This is a genomic window from Chloroflexota bacterium, from assembly GCA_015478725.1.
Lineage (GTDB): Bacteria > Chloroflexota > Limnocylindria > Limnocylindrales > CSP1-4 > C-114.
Genome location: JADMIG010000001.1, coordinates 311,113 through 322,400, shown reverse-complemented (window position 1 = coordinate 322,400; position 11,288 = coordinate 311,113). Strand labels below are relative to the sequence as shown.

Genomic DNA, 11,288 nt, shown 5'->3' with positions numbered 1-11,288 from the left:
GTCGTCCGCGCCGCGTCGATCAGACGTCGCGGATCCGCTGCAGGAAGTCCTCGTCGATCTCGAGCTCCGGTTCGACGGCGGGCGCGACCCGATCGACGTCGCTCGGCGCCGGCAGTCCCCGCCTGGGTTCGAGCGGCTCGGCCGACGGCCGTGCCTCGAGCGGGATCTCGACGAACCGGATGAACTGCAGCGGGAAAACGAAGCGCGACGACGAATGATCGACGAACACGGGACGCTTGCCGTTCATCGTCCGAAGGTTCGTACAGACGATCGAGACATCGCTCGCGGTCGGCAGCTCGTACAAGTCCGCGATCATCGGCTGCTCGTTGTTGAGGTGGAGGACGACGTCGCGGATCATCCGCGGGCCCGCCTGCGATCCGCCATCGACGAACGCCCGGTCACGGGTGGTAGAAGTCCACCACGAGCCGGATCCGGCCGTGGTCGATCCAGACGCCGATCCCGCATCGCGTGTATGCCGGGTTCATGAGGTTCGCGTAGTGGCAGTATCCGCCGCACGGTTTCTCATCCTGGAAGAAGATCTGGGTGAAGACCATCGATTCGTACGCGGTGGGCGCCGAGCGGCAGCCGATGTTCTCCGCGGCCCAGCCGCTGTAACCCGCCCGGTGGAGGCGATCCGTCGGCGTCCCGTTGATGAAATGGTCGCAGGCCCCGGACGTGGCGAGGAGCTTCGCGTATGGCCGCGAGACCCGGTTGGACAGGCCGGCGTCGAGGACGAGCGGCGGCGTGGAGAGACCGCCGGGACTGCTGCACCCACCGGTCGAGGTGACCCAGCCGCCGGTCCGCGTGCAGTTCATGAGCTTGAGGTAGTACGTCTCGACGGCGTACCACGTCGCGCTGCCGGCAGAGCCGCCCGCGGCCGGGACGACGGGCTTCGACGCTGTCGGCTTCGATGGCGGCGGTGTCGATGGCGCGGGCTTCGGCGTCACGGTGGCGGTCGGGCGTACCGTCAGTGTCGTCGCGACGATCGTCCGTGCTGTCGCCGTGACCGCCGCTCCCAGGACGGAGCCGGCCGCCGCGCGGGCGGTCGCCGAAACCGACATCCGGATGAGGGCTCCAGCCGGCAATGCCGTCGACGGCGTGAGGACGAGCACTGTGTCGCCTTCCGCCCAGCGGATCGAGCCGACGATCGGCCGACCGTTCGCCGTCGCGCTGAATGCCGGGGCGGTCGCGGCGCGGTCCATCGCTGTCGAGAACCGGACCGAGAGCGTCGCCGCCCGAGCGACGGAGGACGCCCCGTTCAGTGGGCGGAACCGGACGATCGCGGGTCGTGCCGCTCGCACCGTCTGGGTGGCGACCCGCGCCACGGTCGCGACGCTGGCCGGCGCGGTGATGAACGCCAGCCGGGTCGTCGCGCCGAGGGAGCCACCCACGCTGTCCAGGGCCGTCGCGCCCACCGTGATCGTGTAGCACGTCGAGGACAGCCAGGCCCGGGTCGGCATGACCGAGACGCTCGTGCCCGCGGCGTTCCACGACACCGCGATCGGGGTGGCCGGCACGACGCGCAACGCCTCGACGACGGAGGCCTCATCCATCCGTCGGCTGAACGTGACGGTCAGCACTGCATCCGAGGCGAGGCCGGCTCGGACTGCCGGCCCGAACGCGGCGGCGGTCAGCGGTTCGATGGCCGCCGGCGGCGTCGCGGCCGCAGGACGGGCGCCGGGACCGTCGAGCGCGACGACGGCGAGGACCATCACGGCGAGGACCACGATCCCGGGGAGCGCGATCCGCGGTCGGCGAGCGAAGGGTGCGTAGAGCCCGAGGAGGACGGGGACGGCCAGCACGGCCGCGGCGAATTTCCGCAATAGTCGATCTCCTGGCGCGCGGCTCGCGAGCCGACGGCGTCCCGCGGCGGATCCGGCTGGCGGCACCGCGGTCGCCGACCGCCGCCTACCCTACCACCACCCCTCTCGAGGGGGCAACCGCACGCCGTAATCCCATCTCAGGCCACCTCGGACCCGCTGAGTCGTCCGGCGAGTCGGTAGCGGCCGTAGGCACTCGTGAGCAGACCGCGCATCTCGAGCAGCGTCAGACCGCCGAGGATCGTCGCGACCGGCTCGCGGACGATCTGGAGGATCTCGTCCGTCGTCGTCGCGCCGTCCACGAGCGCCGCGACGATCCGCCGCTCGATCGGTCCGAGCTCGACCTGCGCCACGGCGACGGCGTGCCGCGGACCGGGATCGATGAATCCGAGATCGTCGATGAGATCCGGGACCGTCGCCACCGGGTGGGCCAGGCCGGAGTTCTCACGGAGGAAGGCGAGGCAACCCGCGGACATCGGCGCGTCGATCGGCCCGGGCACGAGGTGACACTCGCGCCCCTGTTCGAGGGCCCATGCCGCGGTGATGAGCGCGCCGCTCCGCAACGGCGCCTCGACGACGACGGTGGCGTCCGCCAGACCGCTGATGAGCCGGTTGCGACGCGGGAACGTGCCCTTCGTCGGCCGCTCGTCCGGAAACAGCTCGGCCACGACCGCACCGCCGGCCGCGACGATCTCGTCAGCGAGGCGCTCGTGCGCTCGTGGGAACAGGTGCCCGTGGCCGCCGCCGAGCACCGCCACGGTGGGTGCCCCCGTCGCCACGGCGGCGGCGTGGGCCGCGCCGTCGATCCCGATCGCCAGGCCGGAGACGACCGTCCCGCCCGCATCCGAGATCGCGGCCGACACCCGGGCGGCGATCCGGCGACCATACTCGGTTGGCCGTCGAGTACCCACCACGGCGACGGCCCGCTGCCGCGACATGGCGGCCACGTCGCCGCGCACGAACAGCAGATGCGGGGGCATCTCAAGCTGGAGGAGACGATCCGGGAAGGTCCGTTCCTCGAGCGTGACCACCGTCAGATCGTGCCGTCGGACCACGTCGAGGAGTGCTTCCGTGCGAGCGGCCGCGAGCACGATCCGCTCGGCGAGCTCCGCATCCGCGGGGCGCTCGGCGATCCCCTCGTCCGCCCCGCCGCGGAGGGCCGCTGCGAGCGCCCGCCCGCCCCTCGCACCACTCGCCGTCGCCAGCACCGAGCGCCCGTTTCCGAACCGTCTGAGGAGCCGTCCGAACCCGATCGGGCCGAGCCCGTGCACCGAGGCGAGGACGATCCACGCCTCGCGCTCGGCATCGTCCGCGGCGCGAGCGGCTCGGTCGTCGGACCTTGCGGCCTGATCGTCCAGGAACCCGTCTGACCGCCGGGCGTCGTCGGATCGGTCGGACCCGGTCGGACCTGCGGTGCCGATCCCCAGCATCAGCCAGCCGCCCGCGCTTCCGCGGGTCGCATCGGTGGACGGAATCGCGCAGCCTCCTCGAGCGCGCGCGTCTCGACCACCTCGTCGCCGGCAAGGTCGGCGATCGAACGCGCGACGCGGAGGAGTCGCTCCGTCCCGCGGGCGGACAACCCGTCGAGCTCGGCGAGGGCGATCGCCCGCTCCTCGGCCTTCCGATCGAGACGGCAGGCGGTCCGGAGCGAGTGACCAGAGAGCCGCCCGTTGAGTGCGCTGGATCTCGCCCGTTGCGACCGGCGGGCTGCCTCGATCCTTACGGCGACCGCGGACGACGGCTCCGGCTCGGCGCCACTGACAAGGATCGCCGGGGCCACCCGCGGCATCGTCACCCACAGGTCGATCCGGTCCCGGAGCGGTCCCGACACGCGGGCGGCATACCGCTCGGCGGCCCGCTGCGGGCAGATGCAGACCGCTCCGTCCGTCCCCGCCATGCCGCACGGGCATCCGTGAAGGTCTGAACTACACCATCCTCCGCCGAGTCATCGAGTTTCCGGTCGGTCGGCGACGCAAGGTGCCGGTCGCGTCGTGAGCGAGCAGCCGACCACCGCTCGGGAGTGGGCGCTCGTCTACGGGCGTCTCGGATGGCGCGTGTTCCCGGTCGTACCGGGCGGCAAGCGGCCGCTGTATCGGGGCTGGCAGCGGGACGCGACGTCCGACCCTGAACAGATCGGCCGGTACTGGCGGTCCGAGCCGGGGCCGAACATCGGCGTCGTCACGGGTGAGGCATTCGACGCCTTCGACATCGAAGTCGACCACCTGGACGCCATCAGGACGTTCATGCGCGAGGGCGGCTTTAGCCTCCCCTTGAGCCCGATCGCGCGGACGGGCCGCGGCGGGATCCACATCCTGGCCGCACCGACTGGTCTGGGCGGTGGCCACGATCTCTACCTCCGCGGCGTTCACATCGGCGAGTTCAAGTCGGTGGGCGGCTTCATCGTCGTCTGCCCCTCGGTGACCGTCGGCGCCTATGTTTGGCGCGTGCCGCCCGACGACGCGCCCGTCGCGGCTGTGCCCGCCTGGCTGGTTGACTTTGCGAAGCGACCATCGGGTCTGCCCCGGCGGCCGGCGGCGAGGATCGCCAGCGTCGCGGAGGGCGAACGCACGCTCACGCGACTCGTGGGCGCCGTTCGGGCGGCAGGCGAAGGTCGGCGCAACAGCCTCCTCTACTGGGCGGTGCGCCGGGCAGTCGACGAAGGCGTCCCGTCAGGTCTCGCCGGGCGGGTGTTGGCTCGGGCGGCACTCGCTGCGGGGCTCACGGAGTCGGAGATTGGCGCGACTGTGCGCTCGGCGAGGGGGGGCGGCCAGTCGTGAGGGTGTTGGGTGCGGCCGAACGCGCCGGATTGCAGTCCGAATACGATGCCGAGCCGCTCGCGGGCGTCGACCTGGCCACGATCCACCCTCGTCGGGTCGACTGGTTGTGGCGCGGCTACGTGCCCCTGCGCAAGCTGACGATCCTTGACGGCGACCCAGGCTTGGGCAAGTCGACGCTGCTCATCGATCTCGCGTGCCGCGGTTCCATCGGCGGTAACGCGCCGACGGGCGAGCCGCTGGGCGATGCGTTCACGACGATCTACGTCTCGATCGAGGACGATCCCGAGGACACGATCGTGCCGCGGGTGCTGCGAGCCGGCGGTGATCCCGCACGGTTTCGCCTGGTCCGTGATCTGACCCTGCCCGACGATGTCGAGCGCCTCCGCCAGTACAGCCTGGCCAACAAGGCACGCCTGATCATCGTCGACCCGCTGGTGGCCTACCTTGGCGACGAGGTCAGGACCAACGACGACCACCGCGTCCGGCGTGCCCTCGAACCGCTGGCCGCGATGGCGCAGCAGGTCGACGCCGCGGTCGTCGCGATCCGCCATCTCAACAAACGCGCCGGCGACGACGCGATCTATCGTGGCGGCGGCTCGATCGGCTTCACAGGTCTGGCCCGCAGCGTCCTGGCCGTCGGCCGTGACCCGGATGACGCCGACCGGATCGTCCTTGCGGCCGTCAAGCTCAACGTCGCGCGGCGCCCTGCGTCACTCGCCTACCGAATCGTCGCCGATGGCCCATACGAGGCGGCGACGATCGCCTGGGAAGGCGAGAGCGACCACGACGCGGAAGATCTCATCGGCCGGACCCGCGACGCCGCCGGGCAGGTCTCGAAGACGGCGCAGCTCGCAGAGGCGATCCGCCGGCTCGTGGCGCTCAACAGCGGCTCGATGCGTGCCTCGGATGCCTATCGCGCGCTCGAGGCCGACGGCATCGACACGAGCTCCAAGGACAACATGACCCGAGCCCGTAGTCAGGCCAGGGTCGTCTCGATCAAGGACGGCTTTGACGGTCCCTGGCTGTGGAGGTTCCGGCCGTGATCTCCGTGCAGCTGTCGGACCCTTCGGACTCTTCGATGGGACGTTTCTCCAAGAGTCCGACGAAGGGACCGAAGAGTCCGACCAAGAGTCCGAAGAGACCGATTTTCCTGGATAGAAGCAATGGTCGGGGCGGCAGCGCACAGGCCGTCTACCTGTCCGGCAGGTCGCCCGGGTACCGCCGCGTGACCCGCCGCAACTCGTCCTCCGTCAACCCATGGCCGGTGTTTCGTCGCGATTGCTCCTCGGCACCGGCGAGGAATACCGCCCTGAGCCGTCGGTTGAGCTCGCGGCGGTGCTCCGCGGTGTCGGACGATGGCCGAGACGAGCTCCTCATGGCGTCCATCGTAGCCGCCGGGCGGGCGGAACGATTCGCTCCTCCCCTTCCCTGCCGCCGGTGCCCACGTCCGGGCGGCCGACGTCGACCACGAGCCTGTCTCGATCGAGCAGCGGCGGAAGTCGGGATGATCGATCTGGGCAACAAAGGGAAAAGCGACCTCGTTGTGTACCGCGGTCTCAGGGCCTCTCACGCGTCCCCAGGTTTCGCCTTTTCCGTCACGGACGGGGAGGGCCGCTGATGGGCGCCCGCGGTCCGGCTCCCAAGCCGCTCGCCCTCAAGATGCTCAACGGCTCGGCCGCCCACCATCCCGAGCGGACCAACCCGAACCCGGCCCAGCCGGCGCCGCACCCCCCGGAGCTACCCGCCGACCTCTCCCCGGCGGCGAGGGCCGTCTGGGAGCGGACCCTGCGCGAGCAGGCGCCCGGGATCATCCTCGCCGCCCACACCGACATCCTGGAGGTGTACGTCGAGGCGGTCGTCCGTCACAAGGCGGCCGTCACGCTCCTCTCGGGAAGCGGCCTCCTCATCCGGGGGAGTCGCGGCCAGGAGCTCGTGCGCAACCCGCTCCTCGCGATCGTCCATGCCGAGGCCGATACGATCCGGCTGTACGCCCGCGAGCTCGGCCTCACGCCCTCGTCGGTCTCGGCGTTCAGCAACGTCCGGCCGGCGGTCCCGGAGGACGATCCGATGCTGCGGCTCCTCACCCCGATCCGCTCGAGGAGGAGGGCCCGATGAGGGCACCTTCGCCCACGCCCGCCACGGTTGGCCCACGTGCCGCGATGACGACGATGTTGGCCACCCGCGCCACCGCACGAAGAAGGGCCCCGGGCGTGCGCCCGGGGCCCGAGGGTCGGCGGCGGGGTGGTCTACGCGATGCTCGTCTCCTCGACGGTGAGGGGTTCAGACATCGCCAGCAGCAGTCCGGAGGCCCTCGCGACGTCCGCGTCCTCGAGGATCTGCTGACCGGCCTCGGTCCCGGCACCGCCCGCGGCGGCGAGCTCGGCCTCGAGCTTCGCCCGCCGACTCTTGACGGCCGCGGACTCGCTGGCTGGCCGGGCCGGCTCCGGCGCGACCCGCGCCGCCTTGGCCCTCCGGGCGTCCCGTTGCACGATCCGGCTCGTCTCATCCACCGCCGCTTGGAACTCGTCGGCCTGAGGGCCCTTCGCGACCGCCGCGCGGCGAAGCGCCCGGGTGTACTCGGTCCAGTGCGGCCGACACATGGTCCCGAGGCCGTCGCGCCGGGAGGGCTGGACCGGGAAGTCCTCGATCGCCGCCTCGTGGCTCTCGATCCCGAAGGTCTTCGATCCGATGCAGGTGCGGGTGGCCATGCTGGTGGTCTCGGTCGTCATGATCTACTCCTTCTCGATCGGGTTCTCGGGGGCGTACTCGCCCTCGGCGAAGAGGCGGTCGGAGATGATCTGCAGCTCGTGGCGGGTCAGGGCCATGTCTCCGACGTGGCCCCAGTGCAGGTCGTCGCCCGCCGGTGCGTCGTCGTGGTTCTCGAGCGCCTCGGTGATGCGGGCGAGCAGGGCGAGCGCGTCGGCCCGGAGCGCCATGTAGGCGTCAAGAGCGGCTCTGCCTCTGGTGCTCGTGATGTCGGTTCTCCCTTTCGTTCGTGGCCGCCGGTCTGGCGACCGGCTAGGTGCCGACCGGAGGCGGGAGCTTCCCGCCAAGCGGGGTCGAGGTCGGTACTTGACCGTGGGTCGTTCCCTTCCTGCCGCCTCCGTATCGGCATGACCATCACTCACTCCGCCGAGCATGGAAGTCAAGGCCGAAGATGCGAGGTCGCCGCATGAGCGCGAAGGCCGCCGCCGCCGCGCCTTCCGCCTGGCGCAACCGGATCGTCGGCACCGGCGAGGAGGCGCCCGACCAGCTCGTCGCCAACCCGGCGAACTGGCGGACCCATCCGGCCGCCCAGCGGAACGCCCTCCGCGGTTCGCTCGACACGGTCGGCTGGGTCCAGCAGTGCATCGTCAACCAGCGGACCGGCTTCGTCGTCGACGGCCATGCCCGCATCGAGGAGGCCCTTTCCCGCGGCGAGCCGACGGTGCCGGTGCTGTACGTCGACCTCAGCCCGGAGGAGGAGGCGCTCGTCCTGGCGTCGCTCGATCCGATCGGGGCGATGGCCGACCGCGACGGAGCGAGGCTCGCGGCGCTCCTCGCGGGGGTCACCGTCACCGATGCCGGTCTGGCGGCCCTCCTCGACAGCATGCGGCCGCCGCGGGCCGGGCTCGTCGATCCCGACGACGTGCCGGACGTGCCCGAGGAGTCGTACGTCAAGCCCGGCGACCTGTGGGCGCTCGGCGACCACCGTCTGTTGTGCGGCGACGCGACGAGCGCCGACGACGTGGCGCGCCTGTTCGCCGGCGAGACCGCCGTCCTCATGGCGACCGACCCGCCCTACCTCATGGACTACCGGGCCGACAACCACCCGCAGTCCTGGACGAACAAGGGACCGGCCGCGAACAAGCACTGGGACGACTATCGGGATCCGGCCGCGTCGGTGGCCTTCTTCGCCTCGTTCATCCGGGCGGCCCTGCCGCACCTGGCGGCCGATGCGCCGATCTACCAGTGGCACGCCGACCTTCGGCGCCAGCTCGTCGTCGCGGCGTGGGAGGAGTGCGGCCTCCTGTTCCACCAGCCGCTCGTGTGGGTCAAGGCCCGCTCGATCCTCACCCGGAGCCACTTCATGTGGCAGCACGAGGTCTGCGCGTACGGCTGGCTCACCGGGCATCAGCCGAAGCGGCGGCCGCCGGCCAATGCGACGACAGTCTGGCAGATCGATCAGGTCGGGGAGTCGGACGGCATCCATCCGACGCAGAAGCCGGTCGAGGTCTTCCGCCGGCCGATGGAATGGCACACCGTCCCGGGCGACCTCTGCTACGACCCGTTCCTCGGCTCGGGGACGAGCCTCATCGCCGCCGAGATGCTTGGCCGGCGTTGCGCCGCCATGGAGATCGAGCCGCGCTACGTCCAGGTCGCGCTCGAGCGCTGGGAGGCGTTCACCGGCGAGACGGCGGAGCGGATCGATGGCTGAGGCCGGCACGATGACCGTGGATCGTGACGAGGGTGAGCGACCGCAAGGGTGTGCCGCTACGGTTCGACCGACTCCACGTCGAACCCTTCCGGCAGGTAGCGAACCCACTCCTTCGGCATGCCTGTCACCCGGATCTTCGGGCTCTGCCCGCGGAGGGTTGGATCAATCGCGAGCCGCACGGCCTCGAGATCGCCTTGGCTACGGCCGAACACATAGCGAGTGGCGGACAGGACGGCGAGGATGTTGGCGGGCAGACTCCAGTCGTGTTTGAGCGACGGGGTGACCGGCCGGTCGTCCGGTGCAAAGACGCGGAGACGGCCATCGTGAGGTTCGTGCGTCGCGACGAGCAGGGCGTCCGGGCTGAGCGGAGCGAAGATCTCGACGCCTGGGGTGGCGAAGCCAGCCGCGCGATAACCTGGGAGGTCCTTTGGCGGGGAAATGGTGACCGGCTGGTCCCCGAGAACGAAGTACGGAAAGCGCCCTCGCCGGTAGATATCCCAGCGCATGCCGGCGAGGATCGGCCGGATGCCATCGACAGCCACCCCCAAGGCGGCGAGACCGGCCTCGGGCGGTGGCTCGATGACAAGCCGTCGGGCCTCGTAATCCGCGAGCATCGCGAGCCGCTGTCGCTCGAGGTCCTCGTCCGTGTCGGTCGCGCCGACCGCGCGCGAGCGTGCGCGGTAGTGCTCGGGATGGCGCAGCAGCATGTCGGTCTCAGCGGCAACCGTCACGGCGGCCATGGCCCAGGTCTGATCCCGCGTGGCGGGCACCCGCGCATATTGGAGGGCGAGATGCCCGGCAATGGCGTCACGGGCATCGCGCGCCAGCTCATGGACCTCGGGTTCGAGCCTGGCGAGCTGCTTGATGAGCGGTGCAATCCGGCTCTCGTGGAGACCGAAGACCCGCTCGAGTTCCACATCGCGGCCGCGGGCCGGGTGGTTGATGGCGTAGTAGTCGGGGGCCACGGCGGACTTGCGGACCGAGCCGACGGTGATGCGGTCAGTCGTCTTGTCGTAGCGCCACACGAGGCCCTGTCCGGGACCATGGCCGAACAGCCGCAGAACGAACTGCGGGATGTAGTGCTGGTTCTCGGGACGGTCCGGCTTGGTCATGACATCAAGGATGCGCGAGAACCAGAAGCGAGGGGCCGGCGCCTTCCGCTGCCGGGAGTGCGGCCAAGACGGTCCTCCTCTCCTGGACGGCCTCGAACGGACGATCCGACGACCGTCGACGCCGATCCGATGATCGCCGGACTTGGTATCGTCGAGCGGTGACCCTCGCCGACAAGCTCGCGCCTGAGCGCTTCACCGCGATGAGCGGGAGGATGACCGCGATCGTCGCCTACATCCTTGGTGAGTCGTGGACCGAGCCGCCGATCGCTGCCCTCTCGGTCACCTCCGACGGCTACGTCACGACCGAGGCTGACTTCATGGGCGAGGCCGCCGACCTTGACCGGAACCTCCTCGACCTCCTCATCGCCGCTGACCTGACCGACGACGAACGGGCCGACTTCGAGCGACGGTATCGGGAGCGAGTCGACGACTGGCGACCGGTCCTTTCTGGGCCGGCACCGGCATCAGGTCGGCTCACCCGCCCCGACTTCGGGGCGGACCCCATCCGCGCCTAAAAAGCCCGGAGCGCAGCCGGCGTTCGAGGCTACCTGGTGCCGCGCTGGGCCCCACACCATGAAACCATCGTGTCGGTGCGGAATGTGCGCCGCGCAAGCGACGCGGGCTCCACGAGGCAGGCCTTCGGACACTCGACAGAATGCTGCAACTCTCTGCCTCTTTGCCTCCGACGGCCCAGCGCCGTCGCGCTTCGAGCGAATGGCGAGCGCGTCATCAATCAATAGCAGGGGCCTTCGTCACCTACCCCATCGTGCGAGCGGCCGTCTTCGTCGCGACGAGCATCTCGTCGACCTTGCGTTCGAGGCGCCGAGCCCACGCTGGCGTCGTCAGGAAGCCGCCGAGCTCGAGAGCTTCAACAGGGTCAGCGTCGATGGCCACGGCGATGAGGACCAACTCGAGCTTGGAGGGTGCGGCCTGGGCGTTCTCCAACTGGCTGAACCATGGCTGGCTTCTGCTGAAGCGGATTCCAGCTTCAAGCTTGACTGCCAAATCACCCTGAGTCAGGTTCTTCCCCACTCGGTGGTCGCGAACCCACTCCCCAAGACGGACCGACTCTTCGTGCGCCATGTCTCCGCCTTTCGTGCTCTGAAACGCTGCGCGCTATTGAGGCTCCCCCAACCTGCCCTCCCGATGTCGCGAGCACGCC

General features: G+C 70.4%; 13 protein-coding genes. 5 read left to right on the top strand and 8 right to left on the bottom strand.

All coding sequences use genetic code 11. The features are described from left to right. Positions 1–19 precede the first annotated feature (19 nt). The 4 genes from IVW53_01425 to IVW53_01410 form a co-directional block, all read right to left on the bottom strand. Complete coding sequence (locus IVW53_01425; protein ID MBF6604231.1) at positions 20–358, bottom strand: hypothetical protein; 339 nt, start codon at positions 356–358, stop codon at positions 20–22. 40 nt (positions 359–398) lie between these two features. After that, complete coding sequence (locus IVW53_01420) at positions 399–1,823, bottom strand: Ig-like domain-containing protein (protein MBF6604230.1); 1,425 nt, start codon at positions 1,821–1,823, stop codon at positions 399–401. A 137-nt stretch (positions 1,824–1,960) separates the two neighbouring features. Further along, on the bottom strand, positions 1,961–3,250 hold the full coding sequence (gene dprA / locus IVW53_01415; protein ID MBF6604229.1) for a DNA-protecting protein DprA: 1,290 nt from the start codon (positions 3,248–3,250) through the stop codon (positions 1,961–1,963). Then, the gene (locus tag IVW53_01410; protein MBF6604228.1) at positions 3,250–3,717 is read right to left on the bottom strand and encodes an ATP-binding protein; all 468 of its coding nucleotides are present in this window, start codon (positions 3,715–3,717) and stop codon (positions 3,250–3,252) included. The genes dprA and IVW53_01410 overlap by 1 nt, the downstream gene beginning before the upstream one ends. Positions 3,718–3,811: 94 nt before the next feature. Here IVW53_01410 and IVW53_01405 point away from each other — a divergent pair, with 94 nt between their 5' ends. The 3 genes from IVW53_01405 (at position 3,812) to IVW53_01395 (ending at position 6,712) form a co-directional block, all read left to right on the top strand. Continuing rightward, positions 3,812–4,597 (top strand): bifunctional DNA primase/polymerase, encoded by a 786-nt coding sequence (locus tag IVW53_01405; protein ID MBF6604227.1) that lies wholly within the window; start codon positions 3,812–3,814, stop codon positions 4,595–4,597. Next, complete coding sequence (locus IVW53_01400; protein MBF6604226.1) at positions 4,594–5,640, top strand: AAA family ATPase; 1,047 nt, start codon at positions 4,594–4,596, stop codon at positions 5,638–5,640. The genes IVW53_01405 and IVW53_01400 overlap by 4 nt, the downstream gene beginning before the upstream one ends. A gap of 574 nt (positions 5,641–6,214) precedes the next feature. Next, complete coding sequence (locus IVW53_01395; GenBank protein ID MBF6604225.1) at positions 6,215–6,712, top strand: P27 family phage terminase small subunit; 498 nt, start codon at positions 6,215–6,217, stop codon at positions 6,710–6,712. 131 nt (positions 6,713–6,843) lie between these two features. Here IVW53_01395 and IVW53_01390 read toward each other — a convergent pair whose 3' ends face one another. Next, positions 6,844–7,326, bottom strand: a complete 483-nt coding sequence (locus tag IVW53_01390) for a hypothetical protein (protein MBF6604224.1) — start codon at positions 7,324–7,326, stop codon at positions 6,844–6,846. A gap of 3 nt (positions 7,327–7,329) precedes the next feature. Beyond that, positions 7,330–7,533 (bottom strand): hypothetical protein, encoded by a 204-nt coding sequence (locus IVW53_01385; GenBank protein ID MBF6604223.1) that lies wholly within the window; start codon positions 7,531–7,533, stop codon positions 7,330–7,332. Positions 7,534–7,769: 236 nt separating this feature from the next. Here IVW53_01385 and IVW53_01380 point away from each other — a divergent pair, with 236 nt between their 5' ends. Next, the gene (locus tag IVW53_01380; GenBank protein ID MBF6604222.1) at positions 7,770–9,014 is read left to right on the top strand and encodes a DNA modification methylase; all 1,245 of its coding nucleotides are present in this window, start codon (positions 7,770–7,772) and stop codon (positions 9,012–9,014) included. Between the two features lie 56 nt (positions 9,015–9,070). On the opposite strand, the gene IVW53_01375 is transcribed toward IVW53_01380, so the two are convergent. Next, complete coding sequence (locus IVW53_01375) at positions 9,071–10,126, bottom strand: DUF4238 domain-containing protein (GenBank protein ID MBF6604221.1); 1,056 nt, start codon at positions 10,124–10,126, stop codon at positions 9,071–9,073. A gap of 158 nt (positions 10,127–10,284) precedes the next feature. Here IVW53_01375 and IVW53_01370 point away from each other — a divergent pair, with 158 nt between their 5' ends. Continuing rightward, positions 10,285–10,641 (top strand): hypothetical protein, encoded by a 357-nt coding sequence (locus tag IVW53_01370; GenBank protein ID MBF6604220.1) that lies wholly within the window; start codon positions 10,285–10,287, stop codon positions 10,639–10,641. A gap of 241 nt (positions 10,642–10,882) precedes the next feature. Here IVW53_01370 and IVW53_01365 read toward each other — a convergent pair whose 3' ends face one another. Continuing rightward, a complete protein-coding gene (locus tag IVW53_01365) occupies positions 10,883–11,209 on the bottom strand; it encodes a helix-turn-helix transcriptional regulator (GenBank protein MBF6604219.1) in 327 nt (108 codons plus the stop codon). Positions 11,210–11,288 lie beyond the last annotated feature (79 nt).

Coding starts and splice junctions, on each gene's coding strand:
- dprA (MBF6604229.1), bottom strand. CDS start 3,250: ATGCTGGGGATCGGCACCGCAGGTCCGACCGGGTCCGACCGATCCGAC.
- IVW53_01365 (MBF6604219.1), bottom strand. CDS start 11,209: ATGGCGCACGAAGAGTCGGTCCGTCTTGGGGAGTGGGTTCGCGACCAC.
- IVW53_01380 (MBF6604222.1), top strand. CDS start 7,770: ATGAGCGCGAAGGCCGCCGCCGCCGCGCCTTCCGCCTGGCGCAACCGG.
- IVW53_01410 (MBF6604228.1), bottom strand. CDS start 3,717: ATGGCGGGGACGGACGGAGCGGTCTGCATCTGCCCGCAGCGGGCCGCC.
- IVW53_01395 (MBF6604225.1), top strand. CDS start 6,215: ATGGGCGCCCGCGGTCCGGCTCCCAAGCCGCTCGCCCTCAAGATGCTC.
- IVW53_01385 (MBF6604223.1), bottom strand. CDS start 7,533: ATGGCGCTCCGGGCCGACGCGCTCGCCCTGCTCGCCCGCATCACCGAG.
- IVW53_01425 (MBF6604231.1), bottom strand. CDS start 358: ATGATCCGCGACGTCGTCCTCCACCTCAACAACGAGCAGCCGATGATC.
- IVW53_01375 (MBF6604221.1), bottom strand. CDS start 10,126: ATGACCAAGCCGGACCGTCCCGAGAACCAGCACTACATCCCGCAGTTC.
- IVW53_01390 (MBF6604224.1), bottom strand. CDS start 7,326: ATGACGACCGAGACCACCAGCATGGCCACCCGCACCTGCATCGGATCG.